Annotated in this window: 16 protein-coding genes; 12 read left to right on the top strand and 4 right to left on the bottom strand. The window is 67.6% G+C overall.

Annotated features, from left to right (window positions below; all coding sequences use genetic code 11):
* The first annotated feature begins 117 nt into the window (after nucleotides 1-117).
* Genes DF286_RS07870 through DF286_RS07860 form a run of 3 tightly spaced genes read left to right on the top strand, consistent with a single transcriptional unit; the run spans nucleotide 118 to nucleotide 2,049 of the window.
* A complete protein-coding gene (locus DF286_RS07870; RefSeq protein ID WP_341533234.1) occupies nucleotides 118-744 on the top strand; it encodes an extensin family protein in 627 nt (208 codons plus the stop codon).
* Between the two features lie 10 nt (nucleotides 745-754).
* Entirely contained in the window at nucleotides 755-1,639 is an 885-nt protein-coding gene (locus DF286_RS07865) for an LOG family protein (RefSeq protein ID WP_109270925.1), read from the top strand.
* A 17-nt stretch (nucleotides 1,640-1,656) separates the two neighbouring features.
* Nucleotides 1,657-2,049 (top strand): GFA family protein, encoded by a 393-nt coding sequence (locus DF286_RS07860; protein ID WP_109270924.1) that lies wholly within the window; start codon nucleotides 1,657-1,659, stop codon nucleotides 2,047-2,049.
* A 100-nt stretch (nucleotides 2,050-2,149) separates the two neighbouring features.
* On the opposite strand, the gene DF286_RS07855 is transcribed toward DF286_RS07860, so the two are convergent.
* The 3 genes from DF286_RS07855 to mutY form a co-directional block, all read right to left on the bottom strand.
* A complete protein-coding gene (locus tag DF286_RS07855; RefSeq protein WP_109272090.1) occupies nucleotides 2,150-2,824 on the bottom strand; it encodes a c-type cytochrome in 675 nt (224 codons plus the stop codon).
* A gap of 74 nt (nucleotides 2,825-2,898) precedes the next feature.
* Complete coding sequence (gene nudC / locus DF286_RS07850) at nucleotides 2,899-3,804, bottom strand: NAD(+) diphosphatase (protein WP_109270923.1); 906 nt, start codon at nucleotides 3,802-3,804, stop codon at nucleotides 2,899-2,901.
* Nucleotides 3,801-4,835, bottom strand: coding sequence for an A/G-specific adenine glycosylase (mutY, locus tag DF286_RS07845; RefSeq protein ID WP_109270922.1), 1,035 nt, complete (start codon nucleotides 4,833-4,835; stop codon nucleotides 3,801-3,803). The genes nudC and mutY overlap by 4 nt, the downstream gene beginning before the upstream one ends.
* 14 nt (nucleotides 4,836-4,849) lie before the next feature.
* Between mutY and DF286_RS07840 the strand changes: the two genes are divergently transcribed.
* From DF286_RS07840 to DF286_RS07810, 7 genes are all read left to right on the top strand, one after another.
* Nucleotides 4,850-5,428, top strand: a complete 579-nt coding sequence (locus tag DF286_RS07840) for a DUF721 domain-containing protein (protein WP_109270921.1) — start codon at nucleotides 4,850-4,852, stop codon at nucleotides 5,426-5,428.
* A 4-nt stretch (nucleotides 5,429-5,432) separates the two neighbouring features.
* Nucleotides 5,433-6,182 (top strand): thioredoxin domain-containing protein, encoded by a 750-nt coding sequence (locus tag DF286_RS07835; protein ID WP_109270920.1) that lies wholly within the window; start codon nucleotides 5,433-5,435, stop codon nucleotides 6,180-6,182.
* A gap of 1 nt (nucleotide 6,183) precedes the next feature.
* The gene (locus DF286_RS07830; RefSeq protein ID WP_109270919.1) at nucleotides 6,184-6,882 is read left to right on the top strand and encodes a thioredoxin domain-containing protein; all 699 of its coding nucleotides are present in this window, start codon (nucleotides 6,184-6,186) and stop codon (nucleotides 6,880-6,882) included.
* Nucleotides 6,883-6,912: 30 nt separating this feature from the next.
* On the top strand, nucleotides 6,913-10,353 hold the full coding sequence (gene smc / locus DF286_RS07825) for a chromosome segregation protein SMC (RefSeq protein ID WP_109270918.1): 3,441 nt from the start codon (nucleotides 6,913-6,915) through the stop codon (nucleotides 10,351-10,353).
* 120 nt (nucleotides 10,354-10,473) lie between these two features.
* Nucleotides 10,474-11,820 carry a cytochrome P450 gene (locus DF286_RS07820; RefSeq protein WP_109270917.1) on the top strand — a complete coding sequence of 449 codons (1,347 nt, stop codon included), beginning with the start codon at nucleotides 10,474-10,476 and terminating at the stop codon, nucleotides 11,818-11,820.
* A gap of 105 nt (nucleotides 11,821-11,925) precedes the next feature.
* Nucleotides 11,926-14,076, top strand: a complete 2,151-nt coding sequence (locus DF286_RS07815) for a TonB-dependent siderophore receptor (protein ID WP_109270916.1) — start codon at nucleotides 11,926-11,928, stop codon at nucleotides 14,074-14,076.
* Nucleotides 14,073-15,323: a PepSY-associated TM helix domain-containing protein gene (locus DF286_RS07810; protein WP_243444765.1), complete on the top strand. Its 1,251-nt coding sequence runs from the start codon at nucleotides 14,073-14,075 to the stop codon at nucleotides 15,321-15,323. Before DF286_RS07815 ends, DF286_RS07810 begins: the two co-directional genes overlap by 4 nt.
* Here DF286_RS07810 and ypfJ read toward each other — a convergent pair.
* Entirely contained in the window at nucleotides 15,320-16,210 is an 891-nt protein-coding gene (gene ypfJ / locus DF286_RS07805) for a KPN_02809 family neutral zinc metallopeptidase (protein WP_109270915.1), read from the bottom strand. The two genes, DF286_RS07810 and ypfJ, sit on opposite strands and share 4 nt — an antisense overlap.
* A gap of 89 nt (nucleotides 16,211-16,299) precedes the next feature.
* Here ypfJ and DF286_RS07800 point away from each other — a divergent pair, with 89 nt between their 5' ends.
* Nucleotides 16,300-17,433, top strand: a complete 1,134-nt coding sequence (locus DF286_RS07800) for a patatin-like phospholipase family protein (protein ID WP_109270914.1) — start codon at nucleotides 16,300-16,302, stop codon at nucleotides 17,431-17,433.
* 12 nt (nucleotides 17,434-17,445) lie between these two features.
* Nucleotides 17,446-18,231: a 3-hydroxybutyrate dehydrogenase gene (locus DF286_RS07795; protein WP_109270913.1), complete on the top strand. Its 786-nt coding sequence runs from the start codon at nucleotides 17,446-17,448 to the stop codon at nucleotides 18,229-18,231.
* Nucleotides 18,232-18,283: the final 52 nt, after the last annotated feature.

Genomic DNA, 18,283 nt, shown 5'->3' with positions numbered 1-18,283 from the left:
CGGCCCGCCGCATATTGGCGCGTAGCGGGAACGGTTCGACTCGTCGCGGCCGGTGACGTCTTGACCGCCAGACTCCCCCTCGGTCACCTTCTACTGATGGGGAGACGGGGGCTCATATTGGCGACGCTGCTGCTGGCAGGATGCATTCCTTCCAGCGAGCCGCGGCGGGCCGAGCCTTCGCGGGAGGAGCCTCGCGCCGCCAGATCGGATCCCGACACGCGCCAATGCCTGGCCGACCTGTCGCGGGAGCGTGTCCGGTTCGAGGTGCTGCCGGACCGAAATTTCGGCGGCGGCTGCTCGGCGATCGGTGCGGTGCAGCTGCTCGATATCGGAACGCCCACGGCCAATCTGGGCGCCATGACCTGCCCGCTCGCGCGCGAATATGCGCGCTGGACGCGCCAGGCGGTGCAGCCCGCCGCCCGAAGCTGGCTGAGCAGCGACGTCGTGAAGATCGAAAGCTTCGGCACCTACGCCTGCCGCCCGGTCAATGGCATGGCCGGCGGAAAGCTCAGCGAGCATGGCCGCGCCAACGCCGTCGACATTTCCGCTTTCGTCCTGCGCGACGGCCGGCGCATCACCGTGCTCGAAGGATGGAACAGCGACGATGACGATGTCCGCGCCTTCCTTCGGGCGGTCCATCAGGCCGGCTGTCGTCGTTTCGGCATTACCCTTGGTCCCGAAGCCAACTCGCTCCACCATAACCATTTTCATTTTGACATGGGACAGGGACCCTATTGCCGCTAAGGGTCGGCGCATGAACGATCTCGTCCCGCCGAAGCGCGTGTTCTCCCCCGCCCGCGAAGAAGCCGAAGTCGCCAGCCACGCGACATCGAGTCCGCAGACCGAGCATCCCGCCTACCGGCTTGCGTTCCAGGATCTGGATTTCCTGCTGCGCGAGGATCTGCGACCGGTGCGCTTCCAGCTAGAGCTGTTGAAGCCGGAGCTGGTGTTCGACGAGGCGAACATTGCCTCGACCTTGGTCTTCTACGGCTCGGCGCGCATACCCGAGCCCTCCAAGGCGGATGCCCTGATCGAGGCCGCCGCGACCGATCATCAGCGTCGCATCGCCGAGCGGCTCAAAGCCAAGTCCAAATATTATGACGAGGCACGCAAGCTCGCTCGCCTCGCCAGCCGCGTCGCTCCGGACAGCGACGGCAAGCGGCAATTCGTCGTCTGCTCGGGCGGCGGCCCGTCGATCATGGAAGCCGCCAATCGCGGTGCCGCGGACGAGGGCGAGGAATCGATCGGCCTCAACATCGTCCTGCCGCACGAGCAGCTGCCCAACCCCTATGTCACGCCGTCGCTCAGCCTCCAGTTTCACTATTTCGCGCTGCGAAAGATGCACTTCCTGATCCGCGCCCGGGCGGTGGCGGTCTTTCCCGGCGGCTTCGGCACGTTCGACGAATGTTTCGAGCTTCTGACGCTCATCCAGACCGGCAAGATCAAGCCGATGCCGATCATGCTGTTCGGCCGGGAGTTCTGGAATCGGGTGGTAAGCTTCGAGGGGCTGGTCGAGGAAGGCACCATCGCGCCCGACGATCTCAAGCTCTTCCATCTCGTCGAAACCGCCGACGAGGCGTGGGACTATCTCTGCGACTATTATTCCGGCAGCGAGCACCACCTCGACTGCGGGAAATAGACCTCGGGAGACACGGCATGGACCGGTTCACCGGGGGCTGCTTGTGCGGCGACGTCCGGATCGTGGCGTCGGGACGCCCCTACCGCGTCGGCATTTGCCACTGTCTCGACTGCCGCAAGCATCATGGCGCCCTGTTCCATGCGTCGGCGATATTCCCACGGGATGCGGTGACGATCGATGGCGAGACGGGCGACTATGCCGGGCGGATTTTCTGCGCCCGTTGCGGCTCGTCCGTGGCAGGGCGCAGCGGGGACGAAGTCGAGGTTAATCTGGGCTCATTGGACGCTCCCGACCAGCTGACCCCAAGCTACGAACTGTGGACCGTGCGCCGCGAGCGCTGGCTGCCGCCCTTTCCGGTGACGCGACGCTATGAGCGCGACCGCGAAACGCCGGCCCGCACCGAGGAATAAGGCACTAGATCAGCGCGAAGCTGCGGGTTCCGCTCGGCTTGGGCAGCCGGCGACACAAAGTAAGGAATGGCCGCCTGGCAGCTGGCCATCCCCTTGGTGCTTATTTCGTCTTGGGAGCGGCCTCGCCCTCGACATTGCCTTCGGGCTGCTGGGCCGCCTCGGTCTCGTTCAGCACGGGCTCGTCCTCGGCCTTGCCGGGCAGTGCTCCCTGATCGGCTTCCTCGGCCGCGACTTCGGCCGGCGTGTCGACGGCCGGCGGCGGCGGCAGGGGCAGGTTGCTGCCCTGGCTGTTCAGATAAGCCAGCAGGTCGGCCCGATCCTCGGGCTTGGAGATCCCGGCGAAGGTCATTTTCGTGCCGGGCGCGAAGTTGCGCGGCGATTTGATCCACTCGCTCATCGTGTCCCAGTCCCAGGTTCCGCCGTGCGACTTCAGCGCATCCGAATAGGCGAAGCCCGCGACATGGGCGACGGGCTTGCCCATTGTCGCCCAGAGGTTTGGACCAAGGCCGTTGGGGCCGCCCTGGTTGATGGTGTGGCAGGCAGCGCATTTCTTGAACTGCGCCTCGCCCCGGGCGGCGTCCGCGCTGGCCAGGAAGAAAGCGATCGGTTGCTCGGCGGCCTCACCTCCGCCTTCGGCTTCGACGCCCTCGATCGGATAGCCCATCTGCTCGGGCCGCTCGCCCTTAAAGATTTCGCCGGTGACGAGCGACGCGCCGAGCGCCACGATGCCCGCGCCCAAGACCCAGCCCGCAATCGTGTTCTTCCGATCCTGCACGCCCAAAAACCTCCGCGAAATCGCGCGGCCGCAGATGAGGGCGCGCGTCAGACCAATGAAATGATGGCGCTCCTTTAGGCGGGCCCGCGGCCTTGGGCAAGCATGTCAAGGCCATGAAGCCACCGCGTCATCAGCGTATTGGCGATGGCGAAGGGGGGCGGCGCCTGAAACGGCGCGTCCTCGGCTCCCGCCAGCGCGGCGGCGACCTGGCCGCGATCCACCCACATCAAATCCGCCAGCTCCGTGCGGTCGATGACGACGGCGGCGCTTTCGGCCTCGGCGATGCAGGCGATCATCAGCGACGCCGGAAACGGCCAGGGCTGGCTGGCGACGTAGCGGACGGACTTCACCCGGACGCCGGCTTCCTCCAGCAGTTCGCGGGCGACGCCCTCCTCGATCGATTCGCCGGGCTCGACGAACCCGGCGAGCGCAGAATAGCGCCGCTCCGGATAATTGAGCCCGCGTCCGACCAGCACCTTGCCGTCATGCTCGGCCAGCATGATCACGACCGGGTCGACGCGCGGAAAATGCTCCGCGCCGCAGCCGTCGCATTTCCGAGCCCAGCCGGCCCGGAAAATCTCGGTCGGGCTGCCGCAAACGCCGCAATAACCGTGGCGGTTGTGCCATTCGATCAGGCTCCGAGCCGTCGCCCAGAGCGCCGCATCCCCGCCTTCCATCCGGCCGATCAGCCCGAACACGCCCCAACCCCGCGTGGGTCCCGGCGCCATCCGCGTCAGCGGCGCGAATAGCGGGCTCTCGCCATCCAAGCCGAGGAAGAGCGGCACGGCACCCTCGGCCAGCTCGCTCATCGCCTGCCAGGCCAGCCGGTCATCCTCGCCGAGCAACGGATCGAGCGCCTCCAGCCTCAGCAGGCGCGCGTCGTCATGGTTCAGCAGGGCCGAGATTCTCTCCTGATCGAGTCGCAGATTGTCCGCCCGATCGATGGTCGAGCCGGTGAAGCCTGGCGTGGGAAAGTTCATGCGGCCCTTTGCCACGCGGTGCCGCGAGCCGCCAGCTTGGCGAAGACGGTCGGGAGCCCTGCTTCGTCCAGCCTGTCGATCGGCCACCATAGCTCGCCCGCGTCGCGACTGGCGGCCGGCGCGCAATAAAGCCGCAGGGTGAGGGCGAAATGGGTGAAGACATGATCGACCGCGCCGGCCTCGTCCCAATCCGCCGCCAGCGGGGCGCCTTCGCCCGGCTCGACCGTCTTCGCCCAGCTCCCGGTGGGAAAGCCCAGCATCCCGCCCAGCATCCCCCGCGGCGGGCGGCGTTCGAGGAGAACATGGCCGTCATGCTCCAGCCAATAGGCATTGCCCTGGCGAATCGGTCGGACGCTTTTTGCGGCCTTGAGGGGATATCGCTCCGGCTCCCCTTCCCGCCTTGCATCGCACCGGTCGGCCAGCGGGCATGCATCGCACGACGGCGCACGCGGCGTACAGAGGGTGGCCCCCAGGTCCATCATGGCCTGCGCGAAATCGCCGCAGCGCTCGACCGGCGTGATGGCGTCGGCGAGGGCGTACAGACGCGGCCGCGCGCCGGGCAGCGCCTCCTCGACGGCGAAGAGACGCGACACGACTCGCTCGACATTGGCATCCACCACCACCGCGCGGCGGCCGAAGGCGATCGCCGCGATGGCGGCGGCGGTGTAGCGGCCGATGCCGGGGAGCTTGAGGAGCCCCGTTTCGCTGTCCGGGAAGCGGCCGTCATGCTCGTCGGCGACCTTGCGAGCGCAGCCGATGAGGTTGCGGGCCCGGGCATAGTAGCCGAGGCCGGCCCAGGCGGCCATGATTTCCGAGTCGTCGGCCGCCGCCAGCGATTCGACGCTCGGCCAGCGACGGGTGAAGGCTTCGAAATAGGGCCGGGCATGGGCCACGGTCGTCTGCTGAAGCATGATTTCGGAGAGCCACACCCGATAGGGGTCCGGCCGCTCTTCGCCCCGCGCGCGCCACGGGAGCACCCGGGCGTTCGAATCATACCAGTGGATAAGTTGAACCGAGGCATCGACGGACATGGCCCGCCTATGCCATGCTGGCGCGGATGGTGAAATCGGGTCCGCGTTCGAAAAAACAGCAGGGGGAGCCGAGGCGCGCCATGCGCCCGCGCGCCGTTTCGGACCTGCTGCCCGAGGTGGGGCGCGCGGCTTTCCGTCGTTTCGGTTTCGTGCAGTCGTCGATCGTGAGCCGTTGGCGCGAGATCGTCGGCGAGCGCTACGCCGGCGTCTCCTCCCCAGAATCGATCAAATTCCCGCCCGGCCGGAAGTCGGACGGGGTGCTGACCCTCACCGTCGAAGGTGCCCATGCGCCGATGATGCAGCATGTCGCGCCGGTCATCGTCGAACGGGTCAATCGCTTCTTCGGCTATCCGGCCGTCGAGCGCGTCGTCTTCCGCCAGGGCATCGTCAAGATGACCAGGGCCAAGCCGCGGATCGCGCCGCCGTCGCTGAAGCCGATCCCCGCCAGCCTCGGCGACTCGCTCCGCGAGGTCGCCGATCCCGAACTCCGCGCGGTTCTCGAATCGCTTGCGCGCGGGCTTTCGCCAAGCGAAGGGCAAAACGCATCCCCCGACATGATGACGATTCCGGTCGTCGGCAAACTGACGAGGTAGATAGATGAAGGCATTGATCACCACCGCCACCGCGACACTCACCTTGCTGCTCGCAGGCTGCGGCAGCGAGGGCGGCGACACGGCCAATGTGGCGACGGCGGCCGATTCGGGCCCGATCGAGCAGATCCCGGCGCCGAATGGCGGCGACTGGACCCAGGTCGTGTCGGCGACTCCCGAAGGCGGCTTCATCATGGGCAATCCCGACGCCCCGGTGAAGCTGGTCGAATATGCCTCGATGACCTGCCCGCACTGCGCCGCCTTCTCCGGTGACGCCAGCGAGGCGATCAAGAATGAATATGTGAAAAGCGGCCAGGTCAGTTTCGAGTTCCGCAACTTCGTATTGAACGGCATCGACATGGCGGCGTCCCTGCTGGCGCGCTGCCAGGGGCCGGGCCCCTTCTTCCAGCTGACCGATCAGGTGTTCGCGGCGCAGGATCAGTGGATGCAGGGCTTCCAGAACATGTCGGAGGCGACTGCCCAGCAGCTCCAGACGCTGCCGCCCGAACAGCAGATCCCGGCGCTCGCGGAGGCTGGCAACCTCTATTCCTTCTTCCAGATGCGCGGCCTGCCCCAGGCGAAGGCCAAGGCCTGCGTCTCAGACAAACAGGCGGTCGAGCAGCTGGTCGCCATGGGCCAGCGGGCGACCGACCAAGGCATACAGGGCACGCCCACCTTCATGATCAACGGGGAAGTCGTCGAGGGCGCCGCGACCTGGGACCAGATCGAGCCCCGCATCCGCGGAGCGATCGGCTGATATGAAGCGGACCCTTGCCCTCCTGCTCGCCGCGGCCGCGCTGCCCCTCGGGGTGGCGGCCGTTCCCCCCGCCGAGGCCCAGGCCGTCAAGGACTGGACGAAGGTCGTTGCCCAGACGGCGGAGGGCGGCTTCCGGGTCGGCAATCCCGACGCGCCGGTAAAGCTGGTCGAATATGGCTCGCTCACCTGCGATCATTGCGCGCACTTCGCCGAGGAAGCGATGCCGAAGCTGCTCGGGCAATATGTGAAGAGCGGCAAGGTCAGCTTCGAATTCCGCAACTTCGTGCGCGATCCGGCCGACCTCACCGCGAGCCTGCTCAGCCGCTGCGCCGGGCCGGACGACTTCTTCGCGCTTACCCACCAATATTTCACGACTCAACCGCAATGGTTCGGCAAGCTCCAGGCGATGACCGAAGCGGAGCGGGAGGCGATCAACGCGCTTCCTCCCGCCGAGCGGCTGGTCCGCTTCGCGTCCATGGTCGGGCTGGACGCCACGGCCGCCAAAGCCGGTGTCTCGGCGGCCGAGGCCAAGCAGTGCCTCGCCAGCGAGGCGAACATCGGGCAGCTCGTCGAGATGGGCAAGACCGCGGTCGAGAAGCACCAGATCAAGGGCACGCCGAGCTTCATGATCAACGGCAAGACGTTGGAGAACGTCCACAATTGGGCGGCGCTGGAGCCGCATCTGAAGACGGGAGGCTGAGCAGGGGCCAATGAGCGCCGGGGGGCGGACTTGAAGATAAAGCGTCTCAAGCTTTCGGGCTTCAAGAGCTTTGTCGAGCCCGCCGAACTGCGCATCGAACCCGGCCTCACCGGCGTCGTCGGCCCCAATGGTTGCGGCAAGTCCAACGTGCTGGAAGCCATTCGCTGGGTGATGGGCGAATCCAGCCCGAAGTCGATGCGCGGCTCGGGCATGGAGGACGTGATCTTCGCCGGCACCGCCGCCCGACCGGCGCGCGACTTCGCCGAAGTCTCGCTGCTCGTCGAGCGCCCTGTCGGAGAAGTCCCCGACGAGTTCGGCGTCGCCAGCGAGGGCGAGGTCGAAGTCACCCGGCGGATCGAGCGCGGCGCCGGCTCCGCCTACCGCGTCAACGGCCGCGACGTCCGCGCCAAGGACGTGGCCCTGCTCTTCGCCGACGCCGCCACCGGCGCCCACTCGCCCGCCCTCGTCAGCCAGGGCAAGATCGCCCAGGTCATCTCCGCCAAGCCGACCGAGCGCCGGATGATGCTCGAGGAAGCGGCCGGGATCGCGGGCCTCCACGTCCGGCGCCGGGATGCCGAGCAGAAGCTGCGCGCCGCGGAAGCCAATTTGACTCGCCTGGATGAACTCCTTGGCGACATGGAGCAGCGCGCCGCCGCCCTCAAGCGCCAGGCCAAGGCCGCCGAACGCTATCGCAGGCTCACCGACCAGATCCGCGTTGCCGAGGCCCGCCTCATCTTCGCCCGCTGGCGCGAAGCGGCGCAGGCGGCCGAAGTCGCGAAGACGGAAGCCGAGCAGGCGAACGCCGCCGTCGACAAGGCCGCCGAAGCCCAACGCGCCGCCGCCGCCTACCAGACCGAGGCTGCCCAGGCGCTGGCCGACAAGCGCAAGGCCGCCGAAGCCGCCCGCGAGCAGGCGTCGTCGCTGGGCCACAAGCTGGCCGCGCTCCGCGCCGAGCGCGACGGCATCGATCGCCGCATCCGCGAGCTGGAGACGCGGCGGACGACGCTCGCCACCGACCGAAATCGTGAAGCCTCGCTCGGCGATGACGCCCAGGCAGCCCTCGCGCGCCTCGACGAGGAGCTTGCCGCGATCGCGCAGCGCCTGGCCGAGGCTGAAGCCAGCCGCAGCACCATCGACGTCCGCACCGTCGAGCATGAGGACAGCGCCCGCGAGGCGGAAGCGGCGCTCGGCAAGGCCCGCGCGGTGCAGGCGGCCGAGCAGGCCGAGGCCCGCGTCGCCGGTGTCGCCCTGGAAGCGGCGCGAACGAAGCTCGCCCGTGCCGAAGCCGAGTTGGGGCGGCTCCAGGAGCAGCTGGCCCAGATCGGTGATGAAGCGCCGCTAATCGAAACCAAGCGCGCGGCCCGCGCCAGGCGCGAACAGGCCGAGGCGGCTCTGGTTTCTGCATCGAGCGCTATCGCCGCCGCCGAGGAGCAGCGCGAGGCCGCCGTCACCGCCCGCGATTCCGCCGAGAGCGAAGGCGCTTCCGCTCGGGCCGCCCTTGCGGCGCTGGAATCGGAGGCCAAGGCTCTCATCCGCGCCGTCGAAAGCTCCGGCGGCGACCGCGCCATCAATCACCTGAAGGCTGCGCCTGGCTATGAACGCGCGCTCGCCGCCGCGCTGGGCGACGATCTCGAGGCGGCGCTCGAAGGCGATGCGCCCCGACGCTGGGCCGGCGCGGAGACTGGAAAGAACGACCCTGCCCTCCCCGCCGCTGCCTCGCCGCTCGCCGATCACGTCCAGGCACCCGCTGCCCTCGCCCGCCGCCTCGCTCAGATCGGCGTGGTCGACGAGGATGACCGCGCGATCGCTCTGGCGGTCGGCCAGCGTCTCGTCACACGCGACGGGCGGCTGCGGCGCTGGGACGGCTTTGTCGCCACCGGTGTCGGCGCGGCCGCGGCCGAACGGCTGATCCGCGTCAATCGTCTTGCCGAGATCGAGAAGGCCTTCCCAGCCGCCCGAGCGACAGTCGATGACGCTCAACAGGAGATCGAGCGCGCCCAGGCCGAGATGCAGTCCGCCCGCGCGGCCGCCGAGGCGGGGCGCAAGGCCGAGGCAGAGGCCGCCGCCGCCATTCGCGAAGCCACGCGCGAGGAAGACTCCGCCAACGTCGCCATAGAGCGGCTCGAGGTCCGCCGTACCGGCCTTGCCGAGCGCATGGCCCAGGCAGACGCCGACCTCTCGGACGCCAGGGCCGCCTTCGCCGAGGCGGAGAAGGCCGTCTCCGCTCTTCCCGACGCCGATGCCACCGAACGCCGTGTCGCCGAGCTTCGCTCGCGCGCCGAGGCTAAGCAGGCGGCGCTCGCCGAAGTGCGCGCCGAAGCCGCCACCCACGCCCGCGCCGTCAGCGCCGACAAGCAACGCGCCGAAGCCGCGCGCAAGGAACAGGAGGACTGGCGCGCCCGCGCTGCCGACGCCGCCCGGCGCCAGGCGGACGTGGCGAAACGCATCGGCGAGACGGAAGAGGAGGCCCAGCAGCTGGCCGACGCACCGCAAGCCTTGGCGGTGCAGCTCGAGAAACTGGAAGCGGAATCGACCGAGGCCGCCGAGGCCGCTCGCGCCGTCGCAGCTCATGAGCGCGGCGCCGAAGACGCGTTGCGGGAGACCGAGGCGCGGCTTGCCCAGGTCGGCGAGGCCCTGTCCATCGCCCGCGAGGCCCGCGCCGGCGCCGTCGCCCGCCACGAGAATCAGGAAATGCGCCGCGTCGAAATGGGCCGCATCTCGGGCGAGCGCTTCGAATGCCCGCCGCCGCTCCTGCCGCAGAAGCTCGATTTCGACGAAGGGAGCATCGAGGAAGCGCAGGCCGAGTCCGCCCGCCTCGACCGCCTCACCGCCGATCGCGAACGTATCGGCCCGGTCAATCTCGTCGCCGAGCGCGAACTCGCCGAGTTGGAGGAAGGCCGCACCTCGTCTCAGGCCGAGCGCGAGGAGCTTGGCCTTGCCATCCATCGGCTGCGCGGCTCGATCGGCAGCCTCAACCGCGAGGGGCGCGCCCGCCTCCTCGCCGCCTTCGAGGCAGTGGACCGCCACTTCCAGAGCCTCTTCACCACCCTGTTCAACGGCGGCCAGGCTCATCTCGCCCTCATCGAGTCGGACGATCCGCTGGAGGCGGGGCTGGAGATCATGGCCCAGCCGCCCGGCAAGCGCCTCTCCGCCCTCACCCTCCTTTCAGGCGGCGAGCAGGCGCTTACCGCGGTCGCCCTCATCTTCGGCCTTTTCCTCACCAACCCCGCGCCCATCTGCGTGCTGGACGAGGTCGACGCGCCACTGGATGACGCCAATATCGAGCGCTTCTGCGACCTCCTCGACCGCATGGCGGCGGAGACCGAGACCCGCTACCTCATCGTCACTCACAACGCCGTGACGATGAGCCGCATGCACCGCCTGTTCGGCGTCACCATGGTCGAAAAAGGCATCAGCCGCCTCGTCAGCGTCGACCTCGGCGGAGCGGAACGCCTCCTCGCCGCCGAATAACGTCATCCCGGCGAAAGCCGGGACCCAAGAACACGGTTGCCGGAACCACTCGCGCGGCTTTTTCATCGCCTTTCGGTGTTCTTGGGTTCCGGCTTCCGCCGGAATGACTAGATTCGTCTCATGACGACCCGTTTCGTCCCGCCGCACCCTCCGCGCGGACCCGCGCCGGTCCCGGTCTGGCGCGGTTTCTTCGGCGAACGGGCGCGCAATGCCGTCTATGGCTGGTCGGCGCCGATGTTCGAGAATTGGCATATCCGCCGCAACATCCTGGGCATCGTCGTTCACGTTGTGACGCATCCGGACGCGGTGCAGCGGGTGCTCCAGGCGAACGCCGCCAACTATGCGAAGCCGGACATCGTCAAGCGCGTGATTGCGCCGATGATCGGTCGGGGGCTGCTCAGCTCCGACGGGGAGCTTTGGCGCGAGCAGCGGCGGATCGTGGCCGCCAACTTCGCGCCGCCAGCCGTCGATGCGCTCGTCCCCGACTTCGCCCGCGCCGCCACGGCGAGGATGGCGGCCTGGGGCGATGGCGGCGTCCGCGACATGGCGGCGGAATCGACCGCCACCACAATGAGCGTCATCGCCGACACCCTGTTCGGCGGTGATCCACGGCTCAAGACGGATGCGGCCATGGCCCATATCGCGGCGGCGCTGAAGGCGGCGGCCGAGGCTCGGCTGTCGGCCGTGCTGCGCCTGCCTCCGCTCGGCTGGAATCCCACGATGCGCGCCGGCCAGCGCGGGCAGGCCTTCCTCCGCTCAACCCTTGCGGAGCTGGTGGAAGAGCGGCCCGGCCGATCCGACGGCGATTTCCTCGACCGCCTGATCTTCGCGCTCCACGACCGGTTCGGCGAGGAAGAGGCGGCGGCGCTCGCCCTCGACAATGCCGCCACCTTCTATCTCGCCGGCCACGAGACCACCGCCAACGCCCTCACCTGGACGATCTACTTGCTTTCGGAACAACCCGACCTGCAGGACCAGGCGGCGGAAGAAGCTCGGTCGGCACTGTCGGTCGGCGACGAAGCCGGACTGATCGAAGAACTCCCCCTGCTCCGCCGCATCCTCGAAGAGTCGATGCGCCTCTATCCGCCGGTGCCGCGCTTCGATCGCCAGGCGCTCTCCCTCGACACCCTCGCCGGCGCCTCCATCTCGCCAGGCGACATCGTCTCGATCTGGCCGTGGATCATCCACCGCCACAAGAAGCTGTGGGACGACGCCGACGCCTTCGACGCCGACCGCTTCCTCCCCGAGCGCAAGGCGGCGCTCCACCGTTTCCAATATGTGCCCTTCGGCGGCGGCCCGCGGGTCTGCGTCGGCGCCCGCTTCGCCACCAGCGAGGCGCTGACCATCCTCGCCCATTGGCTCGCGGCGTGGCGTTTCGAGCGCGTCCATGCCCGACCCGTCCGAGTGATCGGCACCGTCACCCTGCGCCCCGAAGGCGGGCTGCCGCTACGCCTATCGCGCCGCTAGCCCTTCTTCCGGCCAAGACGAGGCGCTCGTGGAAGAGCTATTGCGAATTAGTCTCATCTGCAATAACGGGAGGCAGACGCAAAAGCGCAAATAAGGGGTTCATTGATGTATATCCGACCGGTCTCGCTGGCCGCCATTGCGGCTGCGATTGCCGCTGTTCCCGCCCACGCCCAGGACGATATCGCGACTGGAGCCGCTGCAACCGCCGCCGCCGCCGACGCGGTGAACGGCGCGGCGGACATCATCGTCACGGGGCGGGCGCAGAAGCTCTACCGCGTCGACGAGATCGTGACCGGCAAGCTTCCCACCGATCCGCTCGCCTCCAGCCAGACCATTACCGTCATCACCGAGCAGCTGATCGAGGATCAGGGCGCCCGCGACGCGCAGGACCTCTATCGCAACATCTCCGGCGTCTCCTTCTTCAGCTACGCCGGAGTCACCGCGCGCGGCTTCAGGCAGGAAGAGATCTTCTACGACGGCTTGCGCGGCGATCCCTATGCCGGCTTTTCCGTCCCGCAGCTCTTCAACATCGAGAGGGTGGAGTTTCTCAAAGGGCCCGCCGGCATGCTCTACGGGCCGGGCGCGCCGGGCGGCCTCTTCAATTATGTCACCAAGAAACCCGAAGACAGCTTCTCGGCCGAAGTCTCGACCGTGGTGGGCACCGGCGACCGCTATGGCGGTTCCGCCGAAGTCACGGGCCCGCTGGTCGGCGCCCTCACAGGCCGCGCCGGGCTCTTCTACGAGGATCGCGATACCTACCGCTTCAACGCCGGCAGCGAGACGCTGATCGCCGACGGCGGCCTCGCTTATGATTTCGGGCCGGCTAAGGTCATCCTCCAGGCCACCCGCTACGATCAGGAGCTGGATGCCAATCGCTTGCGCGGCGTCCCCACCGACGACGAGGGCAACTTTCTCGCCAGCCGCCGCTGGAATCATAACGAGCCGACCGACTTCCTCAATCTGCGCTCCGATGTCGTCCAAGCGCGCATCGAAGCCGACCCGTCGGACAGCCTCAGCTTCGATGCGACGCTCCGTTACAATGACGCGCTGGAGGAACAGCAATATCATGAGCCGCGCGGCCTGTTCGATTCCGACGGCGACGGCGAGATCGACGCCACCATCCGCGAATTTCGCGATCAGGTGAGGATGCAGGAGACTTGGTCCTTCGGCACCAACGCGATCTGGTCCGCCGACTTCGGTCCGGTCTCCAACCGAATTCTCGTCGGCTATGACCGCTTCACCGGAGACTCCTTCTTCAAGGGCCGGAGCCTGCGCGGCACGACCGAGGTGACGCCGGGCCTTCCCAGCCCCTTAAGTCTCATCGATCCGCAATATGGTCTGTCGGACAGTTCGACCTACGACCAGATCCCGTTCCGGATCACTGACACCGAGCAGTCGCGCCAGGGCGTCTATCTGCTGGAGGAGGCGACAATCGGGCCCGTCGTTGCCGTCGGCGGCATCCGTTACGATCGTTTCAACGACGTGGAAGGCGAGACTGAATTCAAGGACAGCGAAGTCACCTGGCGCGCAGGCCTCGTGTACCGGGCGCGCGAGGACCTGTCCTTCTTCGGCCAATATGCAACGAGCTTCGAGCCTCAGGGCATTTCAGCCCAAAGCGAGCTCGCCGGCGGGCCGTTCGCGCCGACGACGGGCGACATTTTCGAAGGCGGGGTCAAGACCGACCTATTCAGCGGCAAGGTGCAGTCGACTCTCTCGGCCTATCGCATCCGCCGTCGCAACATTCTCCAAACCGATCCGCGAGGGGACGTCGGTGGCGACGGCATCGACGACCTCATCGCGTTCGGCGAGATCACCAGCAAGGGCATCGATTTCGACCTCGCCGCCGACCTTACGCGCAACTGGGTGCTGACCCTGGCCTATGCCTATAACGACACCCGCATCACCGAGGACAATGGCGAAGGCGGCGGCTTTGCGAATAATGTCGGCGACCGCTTCGCCAACGCGCCCGAGCACAAGCTAGGCTTCTGGACCCGCTACCAGTTTCCGGAACTCGGTCTCGCCCTGGCGCTGGGCGGAGACTATGTCTCCGAGCGGCTCAGCATCGATGGCCAGCGCGTCAAACCCTACATGATTTTCGACGCGTCGATCATCTACGAAACCGGCCCGTGGCGCGCTCTCCTGCGTGCCGACAACATCTTCGACAAGACCTACGCCGCCTCGGGCTTTATCGCCCGCACCGGCCACTTCCCGGGCGAGCCTCGCTCGGTCTTCCTCGAGGTCAGCCGGCGGTGGTGACGCGCGTCGCCCCCGCGACTGAGGTCGCCCCCTTCCCGCCCAAGGCGTTGCCCAAGAAGGCGCGCCTATGGTGGGTGATCCACCAATGGGCCGGCCTCAAGCTCTCCATCTTCATGAGCTTCGTGCTGCTGACCGGCACCCTCGCCGTGTTCAGCCACGAAATGGACTGGCTGATGCGCCCGGCGCTCCGCGTCGAGATGTCCAGCGTCTCCGGGCCGGTGAACTGGCCGGCCATTGCCCGCAACGTTGCCGCGCACGCGCCCGGGGCCAGTATCCGCAGCCTCGATGCCCCACTCGCCAAGGCTTTCGCCGCCACGGCTACCATCGAAAGTCCGGACGGCGAACTCCGTTTCGTCTACGCCCATCCCACCACCGGCGAGGTGCAGGGCGACGGCCATTGGGTCGGCGCGGCCCGCATCCTCCGCAACATGCACCGTCACCTCAATATGCCGACCTGGCTCGGCGTGCCGATCGTTTCCTCGCTCGCGCTGCTGCTCGCCGTCAGCCTCGGCACCTCCTTCGTCGTCTACAAGAAATGGTGGCGCGGCTTCCTGAAGCCGATACGCCTGCGCGACGCCCGCACCGCGTGGGGCGACTTCCATCGCCTGGCGGGCGTGTGGAGCCTGTGGTTCGTGGCTCTGATGATCCTGACGGGATTATGGTATCTCGCCGAAAGCACCATCGCGCGTGCTCCGCCGCATCCCCGCACGGAGGTTCCGGCACTCAGCCTTTCCAACACCGACATTGCGGCGCGTCTCGGCCCCAGCCTCGCCGCCGCCCGGGCCGCCAACCCGGACCTCGACATCAAGCGCATCATCTTTCCGAACGGCAAGTCGGGCGCCTTCCAGTTCCAGGGACAGGACGAGGCGATCCTCGTCCGCGACCGCTCCAACGCGGTTTGGACCTCCGCGGCCACCGGCGAGCCCCTGCTCGTCACCGCCGGGCGCGACCTCAACATCCACCAGCGCATCTCCGAAATGGCCGATCCCCTGCATTTCGGCACCTTCGGGGGCTATTGGACCAAGCTCCCATGGTTCCTGTTCGGCGCGCTCCTCACCGCTCTGTCCGTGTCCGGCGCGGCGCTTTACTCGCTCCGCCTCTTCAAGGCCGAACGGCGCCCCTCGGCAGGCCGGGCTGTTGCGGTTCGGGCGTGGCACGGCATGGGCCACTGGCGCTGGGCAGCGCTCGCCCTCGTGTTGACGGGGTTCGCCATGTTGCCGACCTTGTTCGGGGTCGCCGGCGATTAAATCCTTCCCGCGAAAGTATCGCAGGCTGCCGGGTCGCCGGTCGTGAGCCCACGCTGGAGCCATTCCATCCGCTGCTCCGATGTCCCGTGCGTGAAGCTCTCGGGAACGACGAATCCTTGCGAGGCCTGCTGCAACGTATCGTCGCCGATCGCTGCGGCGGCAGTCATCCCTTCCTGCACGTCACCCTGCTCCAGCGCCGCTCGCTCCGTCGAGGCCCAGACGCCGGCATAGCAGTCCGCCTGCAGCTCCATCCGCACTTGGAGGGCGTTGGCTTCCGCCTCGCTCGCCCGCGCCTGCGCCCGCCGCACTTGGTCGGCCGTGCCGTCCAGCGTCTGGATATGATGGCCCACCTCATGCGCGATCACATAGGCTTGCGCGAAATCGCCGGGGGCGCCGAGCCGCTGCGACAGTTCGTTGAAGAAGACCGTGTCGATGAAGATGCGCTGGTCGCTGGGGCAATAGAAGGGGCCCATGGCGGCCTGGGCGATGCCGCAGCCCGAGCGGTCGGTGCGGTCGTAGAGCACGAGAGTGGTCGGCGTATAGGTCTGACCGGCTTGCTGGAAGAGGCGGCCCCATTGGTCTTCGGTCGAGGCCAGGACCTGGGAAATGAAGCGATCGGTCTCGTTGTCGAGCGCCGTCTCGCCGCTCCTGGCGCCGTCCTGCTGCGCGTGCGGCGCCGTGAATTGGCCCTGATCGGCGGGCCCCAGCAGCTGCAACGGATTGACCCCGAGCAAAAGGGCAATGACGATCACGATCAGGAGTCCGCCGCAGCCGAGGCTGCCGCCTCCCACGCGCAGCCCGCCTCCCCCCATCGGGAGCCCGAAGCCCCCGCCCGCGCCCCGGCGGTTCTCGACATTGCTGCTCGTCCTTCTTCCGCCAAAGCGCATGGAACTCTCCGACTTTATGTGACGGCACAATGCTCGGGCCCGACCACGGGTTGCAACGGGGCCGCAACTAGTCGATTGGAGCCGCAGCCATGGCCGAAGCCGCCCCCCGCCGACGCAGCAATGGATCCCTCCCGCTGCCGGACCAAGTCGCCCTCGTTTTCCAGGGCGGCGGCGCGCTCGGCGCCTATCAAGCGGGCGTCTATGAGGCTTTGGCCGAAACCGCGATAGAGATCGACTGGATCGCCGGCATCTCGATCGGCGCGGTCAACGCCGCCATCATCGCCGGCAATGCGCCGGGTGAACGGGTGGCGAAGCTCAGATCCTTCTGGGAGATCGTAACCTCCGCCTTGCCGAGCCTGCCAATGATGGGCGGGGACGAATGGCGGGAATGGATGCACATCCTCTCCGCCGGTTTCGTCGCCGGCGCGGGTGTCCCCGGCTTCTTCCGGCCGCGCGCAGTCCCACCGGTGCTGGCTCCAGCCAAGAGCGCCGGCGCCCTCAGCTTCTACGACACCGCTCCGCTTGTCGAGACGCTGGATGCGCATGTCGATTGGGATCGGCTGAACGGCGGGCCGATACGACTGTCGGTCGGCGCGGTGAACGTCGAAAGCGGCAACTTCCGTTATTTCGACACGGCGAACGAGCGCCTGGACGCCCGCCATATCACGGCATCGGGCGCGCTCCCGCCGGGCCTCCCCCCGGTCGAGATAGATGGCTGCTGGTGGTGGGATGGCGGCATCGTTTCCAATACGCCGCTCTCTCATGTGCTCGACCGGCAGAGCGAGGATTTGCTCGTCTTCCAGGTCGATCTCTTCCCCGCGCGCGGCGACATGCCCCACACAATTATGGACGTCTATTCGCGCGAGAAGGACATCCGCTATTCCAGCCGTACCCGTCAGGTCACCGACCAGCTGATGCGCCTCCGCCAGGAGCGCGAGATCATTCGTAGGGTGCTGGCGAAGCTTCCCGACAGCCTCAACGACGATCCCGACGTCGCCAGTCTGCGCGACCTCTCCGCGGAGCACGCCGTCAACGTCGTCCATCTCATCTACCGCGCCCATGGCTGGGAAGGCGGCGCCCGAGACTTTGAATTCTCCCGTGACAGCATGGAGCATCACTGGGCGGAAGGCCGCGCGGCCGTCGCTGAGACGATGAAGAAGGGCGCGCTCGTCGCCCGCAACATCATCGACGGCAAGACCGCCGCCTTCGACCTCACCAAGTAGAAAGGACACCCCATGTTCCTCCAAGGCAAGACCGCCCTCGTCACCGGCTCCACCTCGGGCATCGGCCTCGCCTGCGCCCGCGCCCTGGCGGCGGAAGGCGCGAACGTGATGCTGAACGGGTTCGGGGATCCGGCGGAGATCGAGGGGCTGCGGACGGAGCTGGAGCAGGCGAGCGGCGGCACGGCGCGCTATAGCGGTGCCGATCTCACCAAGCCCGACGCGATCGAAGGGTTGATGAGGCTATGTGCCGACGAGCTCGGCGGAATTGACATCCTGATCAACAATGCCGGCATGCAGCATGTCGCTCCTGTTGATGAGTTCCCGGTCGAGAAGTGGGACCTCATCATCGCCCTCAACCTCACCGCCGCCTTTCACACGACCCGGCTCGCTTTGCCCGGCATGAAGGCGAAGGGCTGGGGCCGCGTCATCAACACCGCCTCGGCGCACAGCCTCGTCGCCAGCCCCAACAAGTCCGCCTATGTCGCCGCCAAGCACGGCATCGCCGGCTTCACCAAGACGGTCGCCCTGGAGACGGCGCAAATGGGCGTCACCATCAACTGCATCAGTCCCGGCTATGTCTGGACGCCTTTGGTCGAGAACCAGATTCCCGACACGATGAAGGCCCGCGGCCTCACCCGCGACCAGGTGATGAAAGACGTCCTCCTCGCCGCCCAGCCGACGAAGAAGTTCGTGACGGTCGACCAGGTTGCGGCGTTGGCGCTGTTCCTCTGCAAGGATGAAGCGAGCTCGATCACCGGCGCCAATCTCAGCATGGATGGCGGCTGGACGGCCCAATAAAGCATGCTGCCGACGCTGACGCGCAGCTTTGCCGTTCCGATATAGTACGCCT

This window comes from Sphingosinicella humi (assembly GCF_003129465.1).
In the GTDB taxonomy this organism is placed as follows: Bacteria; Pseudomonadota; Alphaproteobacteria; order Sphingomonadales; family Sphingomonadaceae; genus Allosphingosinicella; species Allosphingosinicella humi.
Note: the sequence above shows the minus strand (reverse complement) of the source record. Positions and strands in the feature narration are given on the sequence as shown.

Coding starts and splice junctions, on each gene's coding strand:
- DF286_RS07865 (WP_109270925.1), top strand. CDS start 755: ATGAACGATCTCGTCCCGCCGAAGCGCGTGTTCTCCCCCGCCCGCGAA.
- DF286_RS07860 (WP_109270924.1), top strand. CDS start 1,657: ATGGACCGGTTCACCGGGGGCTGCTTGTGCGGCGACGTCCGGATCGTG.
- nudC (WP_109270923.1), bottom strand. CDS start 3,804: ATGAACTTTCCCACGCCAGGCTTCACCGGCTCGACCATCGATCGGGCG.
- mutY (WP_109270922.1), bottom strand. CDS start 4,835: ATGTCCGTCGATGCCTCGGTTCAACTTATCCACTGGTATGATTCGAAC.
- DF286_RS07840 (WP_109270921.1), top strand. CDS start 4,850: ATGCTGGCGCGGATGGTGAAATCGGGTCCGCGTTCGAAAAAACAGCAG.
- DF286_RS07835 (WP_109270920.1), top strand. CDS start 5,433: ATGAAGGCATTGATCACCACCGCCACCGCGACACTCACCTTGCTGCTC.
- DF286_RS07830 (WP_109270919.1), top strand. CDS start 6,184: ATGAAGCGGACCCTTGCCCTCCTGCTCGCCGCGGCCGCGCTGCCCCTC.
- DF286_RS07820 (WP_109270917.1), top strand. CDS start 10,474: ATGACGACCCGTTTCGTCCCGCCGCACCCTCCGCGCGGACCCGCGCCG.
- DF286_RS07815 (WP_109270916.1), top strand. CDS start 11,926: ATGTATATCCGACCGGTCTCGCTGGCCGCCATTGCGGCTGCGATTGCC.
- ypfJ (WP_109270915.1), bottom strand. CDS start 16,210: ATGCGCTTTGGCGGAAGAAGGACGAGCAGCAATGTCGAGAACCGCCGG.
- DF286_RS07800 (WP_109270914.1), top strand. CDS start 16,300: ATGGCCGAAGCCGCCCCCCGCCGACGCAGCAATGGATCCCTCCCGCTG.
- DF286_RS07795 (WP_109270913.1), top strand. CDS start 17,446: ATGTTCCTCCAAGGCAAGACCGCCCTCGTCACCGGCTCCACCTCGGGC.